Source organism: Pseudomonas sp. LAMO17WK12:I10, assembly GCF_900215185.1.
GTDB classification, from domain to species: domain Bacteria; phylum Pseudomonadota; class Gammaproteobacteria; order Pseudomonadales; family Pseudomonadaceae; genus Aquipseudomonas; species Aquipseudomonas chlororaphis.
The window spans coordinates 149,761-165,102 of record NZ_OBDX01000005.1; the positions used below are offsets into that span (position 1 = coordinate 149,761).

A 15,342-nucleotide genomic window follows, 5' to 3' on the forward strand; every position below is an offset into this window, starting at 1 on the left:
AGCCCTTGTAATAAGCATATGCGCCCACATGTATCGGTCACCGCAAGGTTTCTGGTGGCGACACCAGACAGACTTCCGCGTCTCGCTCGTCGAGCCGCAACCGGCCACGCCGGATTTGTTAACCCGCCGGTAACGACACCGGCCGCTGAAAACCATAATTAGGAGAGATCGACAATGAAGCTTCGTCCTCTGCATGACCGCGTCGTCATCCGTCGCAGCGAAGAAGAGAAGAAAACCGCTGGCGGTATCGTTCTGCCAGGTTCGGCTGCTGAAAAAGCCAACACCGGTGAAGTTCTTGCTGTAGGTCCAGGCCGCGCTCTGGAAAACGGTGAAGTACGTGCGCTGGCCGTGAAAGTGGGTGACAAGGTTGTGTTCGGCCCTTACTCCGGCAGCAACACTGTGAAGGTAGACGGCGAAGACCTGCTGGTAATGGCTGAGAACGAAATTCTCGCCGTTATCGAAGGCTGATTACCCGCTCATTTTCCCGTTACTACAAAGTATTTAAGGAATATCGATCATGGCTGCTAAAGAAGTTAAATTCGGCGACTCCGCCCGCAAGAAAATGCTCACCGGCGTTAACGTCCTGGCTGACGCGGTAAAAGCGACCCTGGGCCCGAAAGGCCGTAACGTGATCATCGAGAAGAGCTTCGGCGCTCCGACCATCACCAAGGACGGCGTTTCCGTCGCCAAAGAAATCGAGCTGAAAGATCGCTTCGAAAACATGGGCGCGCAGCTGGTAAAAGACGTTGCTTCCCGTGCCAACGATGACGCCGGCGACGGTACCACCACCGCTACCGTACTGGCTCAGTCGATCGTCAACGAAGGCCTGAAAGCCGTCGCTGCCGGCATGAACCCGATGGACCTGAAACGCGGCATCGACAAGGCGACCATCGCCATCGTCAAAGAGCTCAAAGGTCTGTCCAAGCCATGCGCCGATTCCAAGGCCATCGCTCAGGTCGGCACCATCTCCGCCAACTCCGACAACTCCATCGGCGACATCATTGCCGAAGCCATGGAAAAAGTCGGTAAAGAAGGCGTGATCACCGTTGAAGAAGGCTCGGGCCTGGAAAACGAACTGTCTGTCGTTGAAGGCATGCAGTTCGACCGTGGCTACCTGTCCCCTTACTTCATCAACAAGCCGGACACCATGGTCGCCGAGCTGGACGGCCCGCTGATCCTGTTGGTGGACAAGAAGATCTCCAACATCCGCGAAATGCTGCCAGTGCTGGAAGCCGTTGCCAAAGCCGGCCGCCCACTGCTGATCGTGGCTGAAGACGTTGAAGGCGAAGCCCTGGCGACTCTGGTTGTGAACAACATGCGTGGCATCGTCAAAGTCGCTGCCGTCAAGGCACCAGGCTTCGGCGACCGTCGCAAGGCCATGCTGCAGGACATCGCCGTCCTGACCGGCGGTACCGTCATCTCCGAAGAGATCGGCCTGAGCCTGGAAAGCACCACCCTGGAGCACCTGGGTAACGCCAAGCGCGTGATCCTGTCCAAAGAAAACACCACCATCATCGACGGTGCTGGCGTTGAAGCGGACATCCAGGCTCGTGTGACCCAGATCCGTCAACAAGTGGCCGACACTTCGTCCGACTACGACCGTGAAAAACTGCAAGAGCGTCTGGCCAAGCTGTCCGGCGGCGTTGCGGTGATCAAGGTTGGCGCCGGTTCCGAAGTTGAAATGAAAGAGAAGAAAGCCCGCGTTGAAGACGCCCTGCACGCTACCCGTGCAGCCGTTGAAGAAGGCGTGGTACCTGGCGGTGGCGTAGCCCTGATCCGTGCCCTGCAATCGATCAGCGGCCTGAAAGGCGACAACGCCGACCAGGACGTGGGTATCGCTGTTCTGCGTCGCGCTGTCGAAGCACCTCTGCGCCAGATCGTTGCCAACTCCGGTGATGAGCCAAGCGTAGTGGTCGACAAGGTCAAGCAGGGTGAAGGTAACTACGGTTACAACGCTGCTACCAGCGAATACGGCGACATGATCGAAATGGGCATCCTGGACCCAACCAAGGTGACCCGTTCGGCGCTGCAAGCGGCATCCTCCATCGGCGGTCTGATCCTGACCACCGAAGCGGCTGTTGCTGAAATCGTTGAAGACAAGCCTGCGGCTGGCGGCATGCCAGACATGGGCGGCATGGGTGGCATGGGCGGCATGATGTAAGCCAGCCTTACCCCTGTACGAAAAAGCCCCGCCGGCGAAAGCCGGCGGGGCTTTTTTATGGACGGGAGTTTTTGCCTGGGCCATCGCCGCGAGCAAGCGCGCTCCTACAGGTGTGCATGGTTTTGTAGGAGCGAGCTTGCTCGCGAAAAGACCTCAGGCCTTCACCGCTTCCGTCTCCATCACCGGCTCGGCCTTGGCTGCCGGTCGATAAAGAATGAAGTAGTACGCCCCCAGGCAGATCAGCCAGCAGAAGATCGCGGTCCAGACGTTGTGGGAGAAGAAGTGCGCGCCCTGCAGCATGCGCCCGACCGAGAACACCGTGCCGAGGGCAAAGGCGAACACCAGCGCCTTGCGCGCCAGGCGCGGGCGCCGGTCACGCAGGACAAAAAACAGCGCGAACAGGGTGAAACCGGTGGCGGCATGGCCGCCTGGCCAGCAGCGACCAGGCTTGTCGGTCGCTGGCCGGGGGCTGAGCAGTTCGCTGTAGGTTTCCTTGCCGCCGAACTCTTTCAGGCTCCACGGGCATTGCACGGCGGTGACCGCCTTGACCGGGGTGACAAAGGCGGTGGCCAGGCCCAGGGACAGCACCAGGCAACCCAGCTCGCGCTTGAACGGCTTGAGACGCTGGACGAAGAAGGCACTGATGAAGCCGACAATGGCCAGCACCGAAAAGACGATGACCAGCTGCTTGGCCCGGTCATGCAGGATATTTTCCAGGAAATAACTGTGGCCGCCGATGAAACCGCCAGCGGCGGGGTCATAAAAGTACCGGGCCAGGTCCATGTCCAGGGTGGTCAGTTCGAGCAGTAGGAGGATGACGGCGGCAAGGGCGGGTATGCCCAGGCAGATCCACCAGTTCAGTGCCCTGGAGGTGGGGCGGGCGAGGGTCGAAGCCATGGAAAATCCTTTGAAGGGAGCATGTGATCGCGGGTTCCCGCGGAGTTTGAACCTGTTGCTGTCGTCGGCGTGTGAACCCTGGGTGAAAAACTCGTCAAGGCCCTGGAACCCTGCGGCGGCATTCGCCACGGGGGCTTGAACAACCCTAGCCGTCAGCCACGCTTGGCCTTAAGCTGCGCGAGCCAAGACGGCCGTAACTGTGTGCGGAGAGAGTGCCCATGCGAATTCTACTGGTTGAAGACAACCGCGATATTCTGGCCAACCTGGCCGACTACCTGGGGCTTAAAGGCTACACCGTGGACTGCGCCCAGGACGGTCTGTCGGGCCTGCATCTGGCCGCCACCGAACATTACGACCTGATCGTGCTCGACATCATGCTGCCGGGTATCGACGGTTACACCCTGTGCAAGCGCCTGCGCGAAGATGCCCGCCGCGATACACCGGTGATCATGCTCACCGCACGCGATCAACTGGATGATCGCCTGCAGGGCTTCAAGTCCGGGGCCGACGATTACCTGGTCAAGCCCTTCGCCTTGTCCGAGCTGGCCGCGCGCGTCGAGGCGGTCATGCGCCGTACCCAGGGCGGCGGGCGCCGGGCCCTGCAGGTCGGCGACCTGAGTTATGACCTCGACACCCTGGAGGTCACCCGCGAAGGACGCCTGCTCAAGCTCAACCCGGTGGGGCTCAAGTTGCTGGCGGTGCTGATGCAGAAGAGCCCCCATGTGCTGCGCCGGGAAATTCTCGAAGAGGCGCTGTGGGGCGACGACTGCCCGGACAGCGACAGCCTGCGCAGCCATGTCCACCAGTTGCGCCAGGTGATCGACAAGCCATTCGGCAAACCGTTGCTGCATACCGTGCACGGTGTCGGTTACCGCCTGGCCGAGGGTCGTGATGGAGTTTAAGCAAAGCCTTTCCCAGCGGATCATCATCGCCTTTGCGCTGATGAGCGCGCTGGTCGCTGGAGCCTTCGCCCTGGGTATCGTGGCGACGGTGCACCTGGTGGAAGAGAAGCTGATTTCCGCGGGCCTGGGGGGCGACCTTCAGCGTCTGCTGTTGATGGACAACGTTTCCGACTGGAGCCACCGTCCCGAGCCGGACCAGCTGTTTTACTTCAGCGGCGGGCGCGGCGACTTCGACCTGCCCAAGGATCTGCGGCATCTGGATCCGGGCTTTCATGAAGTCTTTCGCGAGCAGCTGTCGTATCACGCCATGGTCGAAGTGGTCGACGGTCGACGCTATGTGCTGCTGCAGGACCAGAGCGATTTCGAAGAGCGCGAACGGGTGCTCTTCGCGGTGGTGCTGGTGGGCTTTGTGCTGAGCCTGGCCTTGGCGGTGTTCCTCGGCTGGGTGCTGGCGCGTCGGGTCATGGCGCCGGTGGTAAGGCTGGCGCGGCAAGTGCGCCATCGCGACCAGCTGCTGGGGCTGGCGCCGCCATTGGCACCGGACTACGCGGCCGACGAAGTGGGGGAGCTGGCGGTGGCCTTCGACGCCACCCTGGGGCGCCTGCGCCAGGCCCTGAACCGCGAGCGCCTGTTCACCAGCGATGTCAGCCACGAACTGCGCACGCCGCTGATGGTGCTGGCCAGTTCCTGCGAGCTGTTGCTGGAAAACCCGGCGATCGATCAGCGCGGTCGGGCGCAGGTCGAGCGCATCGCCCGGGCATGCGGCGAAATGCGCGAGCTGGTCCAGACCTTCCTGATGCTGGCACGCGCCCAGCGCGAAGACGGTGGCATGTCGCCCCAGGCGACCCTGAGTCAGGTGGCCGAGGACCTGATGGGGTTGTGGGGCGACCCGATCAGGCAAAAGGGCCTGGAGCTGATCTTCGACGCTGGCCAGCCGTTGGACACCCGCTATAACGCCACCTTCCTGCACGCCGTGATGGGCAACCTGCTGCGCAATGCCTTGCATTACACCGAGCATGGCTTCATTCGCTTGAGCCTTGAGCCGAGCGGCTTTGTGGTCGAGGACAGCGGGGTGGGCATTCCCGAAGAGAAACGCGAGGCGATGTTCGAGCCTTTCGTGCGCGGCAACGAGAAGCGCGGCGAGGGCCTGGGCCTGGGCCTGTCGCTGGTGCAGCGGATCTGCGAGGACCAGGGCTGGAGCGTCAGCCTCAGCACCATGGAGCCCAACGGCTGCCGGTTTCATGTCGAGTTGAACCACCGCACGGCATGATGGGTCTCCATGACTGGTGCGCGGGTCGTCACGGGAATTTCCGCGGTTGATGGCCCCAGGCCACTTATGGGAGCCTGTAAAACTCTGAAATATTTCCGCTCTGGACCGGACGAAGTTTTCACAAAGACATGACCTGACGCTGACAAGCCGCTGCCTAAGGTGGGGCCATCAGATTCAGGAGACTGTGTGATGGCGCCCCCGATCAAGCTGGAATTTTCCGAGAAGTACGACGAACAGCATGCTCAGGAGTATCTGCTCAAGCATCAGGATGGCGTCGCTCGCCGTCTGTCCCACAAGCGTGACGAGCAGTTGGCGCGTGCGGCGCTGGCCATGGCCGGAGAGCCGGGGCTGGTGCTTGACCTGCCTTGTGGTGCCGGGCGTTTCTGGCCGTTGCTGGCGGAGAAACCCAACCGCGTGATCATCGGGGCGGACAATTCCGCGGCGATGTTGAAGATCGCCACGGTGGCGCAACCGGCCGACGTGGTGAAACGGGTACAACCCTTGCAGACGTCTGCCTTTGACATCGACTTGCCGGATAACGCCGTCGACAGCATTTTCTGCATGCGGCTGCTGCACCACATTGGCGAGTCGTCCCATCGCCTGGCTCTGCTCCGGGAGTTTCAGCGGGTTACCCGGGACAGCGTGATCGTTTCACTGTGGGTCGATGGCAATTTCAAGGCCTGGAAACGCAAGCGCATGGAAGTCCGGCGCAAGGAGGAATCCGGGCAGGAAGGTTACCAGAACCGTTTTGTGTTACCGGCTGCCACGGTTGAAGAAGAATTCAAGCAGGCCGGGTTTCGCGTTCAGGATCATCTGGACTTTTTTCCGCTCTACGCCATGTGGCGAGTCTACGTATTACGCAAGAGGTAACAGGATGGCCGTTGAATGTGCACCGGAAATGGAAGTCGCTGCTGCAGACCGTTTCGACTACTTCTGGAGTCAACAGGGGGAGTGGGTCGAAGAGCCCAATCAGCGTCGCGGCGGGGAAAGTGGCGTTCAACGTCTTTCGGGTACTGATGGGCGTGTGCTGTATGCCAAGCGCCAGATCGGCCATATCTATCGCAGTTGGTTGCACCCCTTCGGCCGCCCCACGGTGCTGCGTGAACAGGATGCGCTCAAGGGCCTGAGCCAGCTCAACGTGGCGGTGCCGCACCTGGTGTTCTGCGGTGCGCAGCGTGATTCCCTGGGCCAGTGGCGTGCCTTGCTGGTGACCGAGGCGCTGGACGGCTTCGTGGAAATCGACCACTGGTACGCCGCTGGCGAGCGCGAGCGCCACGGCGAGGCCTTGCACGAGCGGGTGCTCAAGGAACTGGCGGTCACGCTGGCGCGCATGCACCGGGGCCGCTGGCAGCATGGCTGCCTGTATAGCAAGCATGTGTTCGTGCGGGTCATGGGTGAGGGCGAAGCGGCGAAGGTGGATATCGCGCTGCTGGATTTCGAGAAATGCCGCCAACGCCTGACCGCTAAACGGGCTGCGGCCCATGACATCAAACAATTGCGGCGCCACTCGTCGTGGAGCACCACGGACTGGGACAAACTCTACTATTTTTATAGAACGGCGTTTGGCAGCGCTATCAAAGGCTTATAGTGATGAAGCTCGAAATTGCACGAGGTTTGTTTTTAGTAGGAGCCTTGGCAGTTGCATCCTTGGCGGTGGCTGCATGGGAGCAGCCACGCATGGAAGTTCTCAGTAGTACCCAGGCGGGGGCGCACTGTCCTCTGCCACGGGTCGCCAAAGTGCCCAAGACAAGCACGGCGGCCAGACCCGATCAGGATCTTTTGTTGTTCATGTTCGGCCTGACCCAGGGAATGAGGCCACAGAGTTGAAGACCATCAAGCCCGATAAAAAGGCCTCGCATCGCTAGGCCTTTTTTATTGCCCGTGTCCTTCACTTGTCCGGCCTGGCCAGCAGGGTGTAGATGCAGGGCAGCACGAACAGGGTGAACAGGGTGCCGATCGACATCCCCGTGGCGATCACCGTGCCGATGTCGAACCGGCTGACCGCGCCGGCGCCCGTGGCCAGGATCAGCGGCACCATGCCGAAGACCATCGCCGCGGTGGTCATCAATACCGGCCGCAGGCGAATGGCCGCGGCGGCTTCCACGGCCTCGCGCGGCGTCAGTCCCTGATCCTTGCGCAGCTGGTTGGCGAACTCGACGATCAGGATCCCGTGCTTGCTGATCAGGCCGATCAGGGTCACCAGCCCGACCTGGGTATAGATGTTCATGCTCGACCAGCCGAGAAACAGTGGGATCAAGGCCCCGCAGATCGACAGCGGCACCGTCACCAGGATCACCACCGGATCGCGGAAACTCTCGAACTGCGCCGCCAGCACCAGGAAAATGATCGCCAGCGCCAGGCCAAAGGTCACCCACAGCGCGCTGCCTTCCTGGACGAACTGTCGTGAGGCCCCGGCATAGTCGAAGGCGTAGCCCGGCGGGGCTTCTTCCTCGGCGATCTGGCGCACGGTATCGATCGCTTCACCCATGCTCACGACCGGGAACCCGGAAATGGTCGCGGCGTTGAGTTGCTGGAACTGGTTGAGCTGTCGCGGGCGGGCCCGATCGTGGACGCTGATCAGGGTCGACAGCGGCAGCGCCTCGCCCTTGGCGTTTTTCACGTAGTAGTTGTTCAGCCATTCGGGGTTGTCGCGATAAGGCCGTTCGACCTGGGCGATGACCTTGTAGCTGCGTCCCTCGATGGTGAAGCGGTTGATTTCCGCCTCGCCGAGCAAGGTGGCCAGGGTCCCGCCCAGGTCCAGCATCGACACCCCCATCTGCGCCGCCTTGGCACGGTCGATGTCGACCACCACTTCCGGCTTGTCGAAGGCCAGGTCGATATCGACAAAGGCGAACTTGCCCGATTCCATGGCGCGTTTCTTCACCCGGTCGGACAGTTCCAGCAGCGACTCGTAATTGTTGGGGCTATTGATGATGAAGGCGAACGGCAGCCCTTCTCCGGTGCCCGGCAGGGACGGCAGGTTGAAACCGAAGACCTGCAGCCCGGCAATGCCCGTGAGCCGGGCCTGGACTTCGGGCAGGATCTGCATCTGCGTGCGCTTGCGCTCGTTCCAGGGCTTGAGCAGGAAGCCGCCGATCCCCGATTGCACGCCGTTGAAGCCGTTGATCTGGAAGGAGGAGTAGTACTCGGGGAACGTCTTGAAGATCTCCAGGAATTCGTCGGTGTAGGCGTTGAGGTAATCCAGGTTGGCCGGCTGGGGCGCGGTGGCCATCATGAAAATGATGCCCTGGTCCTCGTCCGGGGCCAGTTCCGACTTGGTGAACTTGAGCAGGGCCGGGATCAAGCACAGCACGATCAGGGCGAACACCAGGACCACCGGCCGGGTGTTGAGGGTGCCATGCAGCAGGCTCTGGTAGCGACGCTTGAGGCTTTCGAAAATCAGGTCGAGGCGGTGGGCCAGGCCGCTGGGGTTTTCATCGTGGCGCAGCAGCAGGGCGCACATCATCGGCGACAGGGTCAGGGCGACGATGCCGGAAATCACCACCGCGCCGGCCAGGGTCAGGGCGAACTCCTTGAACAGCGCCCCGGTGAGCCCCTGCAGAAAGCCGATGGGGGCGTAGACCGCCGCCAGGGTGATGGTCATCGACACCACCGGCATGGCGATTTCCCGGGCGCCTTCGAGGGCCGCGTCCAGCGGCGTCTTGCCTTCCTCGATATGGCGGTGGATGTTTTCCACCACCACGATCGCGTCGTCCACCACCAGGCCGATGGCCAGCACCATCGCCAGCAGGGTCAGCAGGTTGATCGAGTAGCCCATCAACTGCATGAAGAACATCACGCCGATCATCGACAGCGGAATGGTGACCACCGGGATCACCACCGAACGCAGCGCGCCGAGGAACAGGAACACCACCACGATCACGATCAGCACGGCTTCGAACAGGGTCTTCACCACCTCGTTGATCGAGGCCTGGATGAACAGCGTGGCGTCGTAGGCGATTTCCGACTTGAGGTTGGGCGGCAGCTGGGCCTCCAGCTCCGGCATGATCTTGCGCACTTCCTTGATCACGTCCAGCGGGTTGGCATTGGGGGTCGCCTTGATGCCGATATAGACCGAAGGAATGCCGCCAAAGGAGCTGATGGCGTTGTAGTTCTCCGCGCCCATCTCGACCCGTGCCACGTCGCTGAGCAGCACCCGGCTGTCGCCCTCGGTCCGCAGGGGAATGGCGGCGAAGGCTTCGGCGGATTTCAGTTCGGTGCTGGCGTTGATGCTGGTGACCACGTACTCGCCCTTGATCTCACCGGCCGCGGACAGGAAGTTGTAGCGGCGCACCGCGCTGGTCACGTCGCTGGCGCTCAGGCCGTACCCGGCGAGCTTGACCGGGTCCAGCCACAGGCGCATGGCGAATACTTGGTTGCCGAGGATCTCGGCCTCGGCCATGCCCGGCAGGGTCGCCAGCTTCGGCTGGATCACCCGCGACAGGTAGTCGGTGATCTGCGGGTTGCTCAGCTCCTGGCTGAAGAAGCTGATGTACATCAGCGCCGAGGCGTCGGCGGCTTCCTTGCTCAGCACCGGGTCCTCGGCGTCCTGGGGCAGTTTGTTCTTCACCTCGTTGGCCTTGGCCAGCAGCTCGGTGAACAGGCGGTCGCTGTTGGCGCCGATACGGGCGTAGATCGAGATCACCGAGAAGTTCTGGCGACTGACCGAGGTCATGTAGTCGATGCCCTCGGCACTGGCCAGGCTCTGCTGCATGGGTTGGGTGATATAGCCCTGGATGGTCTCGGCGTTGGCCCCGGGGTAGGCGGTGGTTACCGTGATCAGGGCGTTTTCCATTTGCGGATACTGGCGCAGCGGCAGTTTGCTCCAGGCCTGGAAGCCCAGCAACACGATCAGCAGGCTGACCACGGTGGCCAGGACCGGACGACGGATGAACGGATCTGTAAAAGCCATGAGGATTCCTTGATCAGTTCGCGCGTGGCTGGCCGCTCTGTTCGGGGGGCAGCATCTTGTCCGGGGTGATGGCGATGTGCGCGCCATGGTCCAGCTTGATCTGCCCGGCGCTCACCACCTGTTCGCCGCTGCTCACGCCCTTGTTGATCAGCACCAGGCCGTTGCGCCGTTCGCCGGTTTCGATGAAGCGCCGCTCGGCGATCAGCACCGGCTGGCCCTTGTCGTCTTTCTCCGGGCTGCCGTCGGCGGCCTTTTTCTCGGCCACCACGTACAGCGAGTTACCGTACAGGGTGTAGGTGATGGCGCTTTCCGGTACCACCACCCGGGGCTGCGGATCGGGCAGCAGCACCTGCAGGTTGGTGAACATGCCCGGCAGCAGCTTGCCGTCGGGGTTGGCCAGGGTGGCACGCACCTGCACGTTGCGCGTGGTGTCTTCGACCTTGGGGTTGATGGCGCTGATGGTGGCGGTGAACTGTTCCGCCGGGTAGGCGGCGACCATCACGCTGACCGATTGGCCCAGGGCGATTTTCGGCACGGCCTGTTCCGGGACGAAGAAGTCCACGTACAGGCTGCTGAGGTCTTGCAGGGTGGCGATCACCGTGCCGCTGGCGAGGTAGTCGCCGACATCCACATGACGAATGCCGATGGTGCCGCTGAAGGGCGCGAGCAGGCGTTTTTTCGCCAGCGAAGCCTTGAGCTGATTGACCGTGGCCTTGTTCTTTTGCAGCAGTGCCGACAAGCGATCGTATTCGCCGCGGGAAATCGCCTGGCTGCCCACCAGTTGGCTGCCGCGGCCGAAGTCCAGCCGGGACAGGCCCAGGTCGGCCTGGGCGGTTTCCAGCAGGGCGCTTTCCACGTCGCTGTCGAGTTGCAGCAAGGGCTGCCCGGCGCTGACCTTTTGTCCGGATTCGAACTGCAGCTCCTTGACGGTGCCGGCCACTTCCAGGCTGAGGTTGACCCCCTGCAGGGCCTTGAGGGTGCCGACCGTGGGCAGGCGGGTTTGCCACGGTTGTTCGCGAGCCGTGGCCACGGCCACGCTGATCGGCGGCTTGGGCACCGAGAAGAGCTTGACCTGCTGATAGATGGAGAAGGCCTTGTAGCCTGCCAGCAACAGCACGATCAGCAGGACGACACCCAACATGATAAACATGCGGCGACGCAGCATATTCCGGTTCCTTGGAAAACGAAGCTGGGAAAACCAAGCTGATTGCCGAAGACATTACTCCGACTTTCCGGGGGCTTCCAGATGACAATCCGGTCATCCAGAGTCCTGTTTTCCAATCCTGCGCGGCGGCGAAAACTAGACCAGGTGCAAATGGTTGTCCCAGAGCCCTGCCGGCAAATCCAGGGGTTTTGCCACCAGTTGTTTCTGGCGACAGTCATAGAAGCGGCAACGCCCCTGGCCCGAGGTCACGACAAAACCATCCGCCACCGCACCGACCCCGGCACAGTCCGGCAAGGGGGCATCCAGGCGCACTTCGGCGCTGTCCAGGTCCCAGATGAAAAAGCGGTTGCCGCGCGGGGCGGTGAGGGCCACCAGGCGCAGTTCGCTATGCACCGCGACGCTGGCGGTGTAATGCGCCATCGCCTGCAACTGGTGCTCGGCCACCGGGAAGGCCTGGAACGGCTGCCCCGGGCGCTTGATCGCCAGCAGTTGCGACGACTCATGGGCATCGCCCATGAACTGCTGGCCGGTGACGATGGTGCCGTCGCCGGCGATACCCATGTGGCGCACGCTGTTCATCTGCTGGGCCAGGGTTTCCTTGCTCAGCAGGTTGCCGTCGCGCTGCATCAGCACCAGGCTCGGTTCCATGGCGTCGAGGTTCATCTCGACGCGGCTTTCCGCCTCGGTGCGAATCCCGCCGTTGGCCACCACCAGGGTTTCGCCGTCCGGCATCCATGACACCTGGTGCGGGCCGATGCCGTGGGTCGGGATCTCGCCGCTGTGCACCAGGCGTTCGCCCTCGAACCGGTATACCCCGAGCAGGCCACGACCCGGATCGCTTGTGTCGTTCTCGGTGGCGTACAGCCAGTCGCCGCTCTTGTGGATCACCGCGTGGCCATAGAAGTGCCGGTTCGGCTGCGAGGCCAGGGTTTGCAGGAGGGTGCCGTCGCGCAGGTCGATCAGGTAGCTTTCGGTGCCCGGGCGACGGGCGACGAACAGGGCGATCGGCAGCGTCGGGTGGTTGACGATGTCATGGCAGCGTTGGCCAACCCGGGTGGCGAACACTTGCGTGCCGTCCAGGCGATAGCCGACGGCGTAGTGCTTGCCGTCGCCGTCATCGCGCGCCGAGAGCAGCAGCGGGCCTTGGTCCTTGTGCTTGAACAGCGTCCAGCCACCCAGCGTGACGGCGCTCAGCAGCAGGCTGCCGAGTGCCAAAGCCTGACGTCGCAGCATGATCAGTCACCGTCGTTGGCGTTGAAGCCCAGTTGGATGCCCAGCGCCTTGGCCAGCTCGCCTTCGTGCAGGCGGTGGACGACGTTGAGGCTGTCGTAGATATCGTTCAGTTGCTGGCGGCCGGCGTCGTCGGCCAGCAGCTCGGTCAGCGAACGCTGGGTGCTGGCGAACAGCTTCAGCGAGGCGGCGTAGGCGGCATCGATTTTGTCGGCCAGCGGCTTCTGCTCGGCCGGCAACAGGCCGCGCAGGCCCTTGTTGTCGACTCCGGCCCAGACGGTCTGGGCCGCGGCGAGGCTGGCTTCCAGGCTCTGCATGGACGACTGGCTGCGCCAGGCGTCGGCCTGGAACGGCTGTGGAATGCCCTTGCTCTGACGGCCCATCGGCGTGCCGAGCTTCTTCTTCAGGGTGTCCAGCGCGGTGACCTGGACCCGCAGCAGGTCGGCGATGGCCTCATGGGAGTCGGCGTAGCGCTGGTTGGGGAACTTGCTCATCTGCGCGAGCATGCCGTCGCTGGTGTTCCAGCGCGACAGGATCTCTTCGGCGAGCTGCTTCTGGCGTTCGCCAATGGCGCTCAGCAGCGGGCAGTAGCGGGCTTTCTGCTCGCTGTTGGCCATGTCGATCTTGCTGTCGAACAGGATGTATTCGTAGGCCGAGAGGCCTTGCACCACGACGCTGGACTTGGCCAGGGCGGCGGCGTCGATCTGCGGCGTGGCGCTGACCAGCTGTTCGACCTGACGGCCGACCAGGTTCTTCTTGTCCGGCCAGAACTGCACTTGCCAGGAGCGGTTGCCCTCGGCCAGCGGACCGATCAGCAAGGGTTGCAGTTCGGCCCAGGCTTTCTGCGCGTGCAGGAAGTCGGCGCGGGCGGTGTCCAGGCTTTGCTTGCCTTCACAGAAGGCCAGGGCGCTGATCGCCAGCTGGCGGTCGGCTTCGACCCAGCGGCTGTAGGTCGGCAGGATCACCTGTTTGGCGATGGCCGCCGAGGTTACGGCTTGTGGGTCCTGCGGCGAGCAAGCGCCCAGGGCGAGCGCGGCAAGGCTGGTGAACAACAGCTTGGGACGGAACATGTTCGGGCTCCCGTTTCTTGTAAGAAGGCGTTAAAGAGAATTCAGGAATGCCAGCAACGCAGCGCGCTGTTCGGCATTGAAGGATAAAACCTGTCGCTGCGCCGCCTGGGCCTCGCCGCCGTGCCAGAGCACGGCTTCGAGCAGGTTGCGGGCGCGACCGTCATGCAGGAACTGGGTGTGGCCGCTGACCGTTTCCGTCAGGCCGATCCCCCACAACGGCGGCGTGCGCCAGTCGCGGCCGCCGGCCTGGAATTCGCTGCGGTGGTCGGCCAGGCCTTCGCCCATGTCATGCAGCAGCAGGTCGCTGTAGGGGCGGATCACTTGATTGGCCAGCTCGGGTTCCGCGGCGTCGGCGGCGGTGGTGAACCGGGGGGTATGACAGGACTGGCAGCCGGCCTGGTAGAACAGGTTCTTGCCGGCCAGCACCTGTGGCGAATCAACCTCGCGACGCGCCGGCACCCCGAGGTTGCGGCTGTAGAACAGCACCAGGTGCAGGATGTTGTCGCTGACTTCCGGTTCGCCATCCGGCCCGTTGCCGTTGGGGGCTTGCTTGCAGGCGGTCTGGGCGTCGGTGCAGTCATCGAAGGGTCTCAGGCTGGTGGTCAGGCCCATATCACCAGAGAACGCGTGAACATTTTGTTGATTGAGGTTGGGTTGTCCGGCTTTCCAGCCAAAACGCCCGAGTACGGTCTTTTGCTGGGCATCGTCCCAGACCCGGTTCGGCCGTCCGGCAATGCCATTGCCAGCCTTGGCTTGTGCTTGGGCATTGGCCAGGATCGCCGCCTCGGGGATGGCTTCGAGCAGGCCCAGGCCGATCATCGGCGGCGCCACGCGGGCCGAGAAGCGGGTGTCGGGATGCATCGGGCCATAACCGAGCTGGGTGATCTGCAGCTTCGGCTTGCGCAGTTCGACTTCGCTGCCGTCCTTGAAGCGCACGGTCAGCGGTTCGTACTCGACCCGCACCTTGCCTTCCGGGGCGACGCCAGGCACCGCCATGTCCTGGAACTGCCCGCCGTACACCGGCTCGGGCACTATGCCCAGCTGCTCGATGACCTTGGCGTAGGCCGGCTCATTGGGGATCGACAGGCGCACCAGCATCGACACGGCGTTATCCGAGTCGGGCGTCGGCGGGTGGCCGCGGCCGTCCTTGATATGGCAGTTCTGGCAGCCGTTGGTGTTGAACAGCGGGCCCAGGCCATCGCGGGCGGTGGTGGTCGAGGGAGCGATCACCCAGGGGCTGCGGAAGAAACTGTTGCCGACGCTGAAGTCCAGGCGCCGGGTCGGCGACAGGTTGGCCGACGGCATGGAAAAGGCGTTCTGGTCGCTCTTGCGCACGGTCGCTTCACCGCCGGAACGCGCTTCGCCCGGCTCGGCCTGGGTAAAACGCGGGGCGTCATCGCAGGCACTCAGGCTCAAGGCCATGAACAGCGCAGACCAGCGAAGCAGCGACGGGGGCATCGGATATCCTGCGGGACGAGCAAAACAAGGGCGCAAAGTCTAACAGGGCAGGGGAGTTTGAATAAGAGGAATTATCGTTCCGCTTGACGTGGGACAACGCAAGCGAAGCCTGCCTGTCCCTGTCCCCCGGCTCTGGTCTGGTCCTGTAGCCGCTGCCGCAGGCTGCGATCGCCACCGCAGGGGGCGCAGGGTTTAAAGAGCGCTGAAGGCCTGCGGCCTTATCGCAGCCTGCGGCAGCGGCTACAGGGGCGTGTCATAGGCAGGCACAAAAAAGGCG

The 15,342-nt window shown here is 62.9% G+C and carries 13 protein-coding genes; 7 read left to right on the forward strand and 6 right to left on the reverse strand.

The annotated features are described in order from the left end of the window. Nucleotides 1–174 precede the first annotated feature (174 nt). Both CRO75_RS08350 and groL read left to right on the forward strand, forming a co-directional pair. A complete protein-coding gene (locus CRO75_RS08350; RefSeq protein ID WP_007932704.1) occupies nucleotides 175–468 on the forward strand; it encodes a co-chaperone GroES in 294 nt (97 codons plus the stop codon). 49 nt (nucleotides 469–517) lie between these two features. Beyond that, nucleotides 518–2,161, forward strand: a complete 1,644-nt coding sequence (groL, locus tag CRO75_RS08355) for a chaperonin GroEL (RefSeq protein ID WP_007932705.1) — start codon at nucleotides 518–520, stop codon at nucleotides 2,159–2,161. A gap of 153 nt (nucleotides 2,162–2,314) precedes the next feature. On the opposite strand, the gene CRO75_RS08360 is transcribed toward groL, so the two are convergent. Next, nucleotides 2,315–3,058, reverse strand: coding sequence for a phosphatase PAP2 family protein (locus CRO75_RS08360; protein ID WP_097134964.1), 744 nt, complete (start codon nucleotides 3,056–3,058; stop codon nucleotides 2,315–2,317). A gap of 218 nt (nucleotides 3,059–3,276) precedes the next feature. Here CRO75_RS08360 and colR point away from each other — a divergent pair, with 218 nt between their 5' ends. The 5 genes from colR (at nucleotide 3,277) to CRO75_RS08385 (ending at nucleotide 7,057) form a co-directional block, all read left to right on the forward strand. Beyond that, nucleotides 3,277–3,960 (forward strand): two-component system response regulator ColR, encoded by a 684-nt coding sequence (gene colR / locus CRO75_RS08365; protein WP_009050537.1) that lies wholly within the window; start codon nucleotides 3,277–3,279, stop codon nucleotides 3,958–3,960. Next, a complete protein-coding gene (locus CRO75_RS08370; RefSeq protein WP_097134965.1) occupies nucleotides 3,950–5,230 on the forward strand; it encodes a HAMP domain-containing sensor histidine kinase in 1,281 nt (426 codons plus the stop codon). Before colR ends, CRO75_RS08370 begins: the two co-directional genes overlap by 11 nt. Nucleotides 5,231–5,419: 189 nt before the next feature. After that, nucleotides 5,420–6,100, forward strand: a complete 681-nt coding sequence (locus CRO75_RS08375; protein WP_007932714.1) for a class I SAM-dependent methyltransferase — start codon at nucleotides 5,420–5,422, stop codon at nucleotides 6,098–6,100. Nucleotides 6,101–6,104: 4 nt separating this feature from the next. Beyond that, nucleotides 6,105–6,818, forward strand: a complete 714-nt coding sequence (locus CRO75_RS08380) for a lipopolysaccharide kinase InaA family protein (RefSeq protein ID WP_097134966.1) — start codon at nucleotides 6,105–6,107, stop codon at nucleotides 6,816–6,818. Nucleotides 6,819–6,820: 2 nt separating this feature from the next. After that, nucleotides 6,821–7,057 (forward strand): hypothetical protein, encoded by a 237-nt coding sequence (locus CRO75_RS08385; RefSeq protein ID WP_087090164.1) that lies wholly within the window; start codon nucleotides 6,821–6,823, stop codon nucleotides 7,055–7,057. A 61-nt stretch (nucleotides 7,058–7,118) separates the two neighbouring features. On the opposite strand, the gene CRO75_RS08390 is transcribed toward CRO75_RS08385, so the two are convergent. From CRO75_RS08390 to CRO75_RS08410, 5 genes are all read right to left on the reverse strand, one after another. After that, on the reverse strand, nucleotides 7,119–10,142 hold the full coding sequence (locus CRO75_RS08390) for a multidrug efflux RND transporter permease subunit (RefSeq protein WP_097134967.1): 3,024 nt from the start codon (nucleotides 10,140–10,142) through the stop codon (nucleotides 7,119–7,121). Nucleotides 10,143–10,155: 13 nt separating this feature from the next. Next, on the reverse strand, nucleotides 10,156–11,307 hold the full coding sequence (locus CRO75_RS08395; RefSeq protein ID WP_097134968.1) for an efflux RND transporter periplasmic adaptor subunit: 1,152 nt from the start codon (nucleotides 11,305–11,307) through the stop codon (nucleotides 10,156–10,158). Nucleotides 11,308–11,442: 135 nt separating this feature from the next. Next, on the reverse strand, nucleotides 11,443–12,540 hold the full coding sequence (locus tag CRO75_RS08400; RefSeq protein ID WP_097134969.1) for a DUF1513 domain-containing protein: 1,098 nt from the start codon (nucleotides 12,538–12,540) through the stop codon (nucleotides 11,443–11,445). Nucleotides 12,541–12,542: 2 nt separating this feature from the next. Next, a complete protein-coding gene (locus CRO75_RS08405; RefSeq protein ID WP_062824796.1) occupies nucleotides 12,543–13,607 on the reverse strand; it encodes an imelysin family protein in 1,065 nt (354 codons plus the stop codon). A gap of 30 nt (nucleotides 13,608–13,637) precedes the next feature. Beyond that, entirely contained in the window at nucleotides 13,638–15,065 is a 1,428-nt protein-coding gene (locus CRO75_RS08410) for a di-heme oxidoredictase family protein (RefSeq protein ID WP_097134970.1), read from the reverse strand. Nucleotides 15,066–15,342: the final 277 nt, after the last annotated feature.

Excerpts from the sequence above, each read along its gene's own strand:
- CRO75_RS08375 (WP_007932714.1), top strand. The coding sequence starts at position 5,420 with ATGGCGCCCCCGATCAAGCTGGAATTTTCCGAGAAGTACGACGAACAG.
- CRO75_RS08350 (WP_007932704.1), top strand. The coding sequence starts at position 175 with ATGAAGCTTCGTCCTCTGCATGACCGCGTCGTCATCCGTCGCAGCGAA.
- CRO75_RS08380 (WP_097134966.1), top strand. The coding sequence starts at position 6,105 with ATGGCCGTTGAATGTGCACCGGAAATGGAAGTCGCTGCTGCAGACCGT.
- CRO75_RS08360 (WP_097134964.1), bottom strand. The coding sequence starts at position 3,058 with ATGGCTTCGACCCTCGCCCGCCCCACCTCCAGGGCACTGAACTGGTGG.
- CRO75_RS08410 (WP_097134970.1), bottom strand. The coding sequence starts at position 15,065 with ATGCCCCCGTCGCTGCTTCGCTGGTCTGCGCTGTTCATGGCCTTGAGC.
- CRO75_RS08385 (WP_087090164.1), top strand. The coding sequence starts at position 6,821 with ATGAAGCTCGAAATTGCACGAGGTTTGTTTTTAGTAGGAGCCTTGGCA.
- CRO75_RS08370 (WP_097134965.1), top strand. The coding sequence starts at position 3,950 with ATGGAGTTTAAGCAAAGCCTTTCCCAGCGGATCATCATCGCCTTTGCG.
- CRO75_RS08395 (WP_097134968.1), bottom strand. The coding sequence starts at position 11,307 with ATGCTGCGTCGCCGCATGTTTATCATGTTGGGTGTCGTCCTGCTGATC.
- groL (WP_007932705.1), top strand. The coding sequence starts at position 518 with ATGGCTGCTAAAGAAGTTAAATTCGGCGACTCCGCCCGCAAGAAAATG.
- colR (WP_009050537.1), top strand. The coding sequence starts at position 3,277 with ATGCGAATTCTACTGGTTGAAGACAACCGCGATATTCTGGCCAACCTG.
- CRO75_RS08390 (WP_097134967.1), bottom strand. The coding sequence starts at position 10,142 with ATGGCTTTTACAGATCCGTTCATCCGTCGTCCGGTCCTGGCCACCGTG.
- CRO75_RS08405 (WP_062824796.1), bottom strand. The coding sequence starts at position 13,607 with ATGTTCCGTCCCAAGCTGTTGTTCACCAGCCTTGCCGCGCTCGCCCTG.
- CRO75_RS08400 (WP_097134969.1), bottom strand. The coding sequence starts at position 12,540 with ATGCTGCGACGTCAGGCTTTGGCACTCGGCAGCCTGCTGCTGAGCGCC.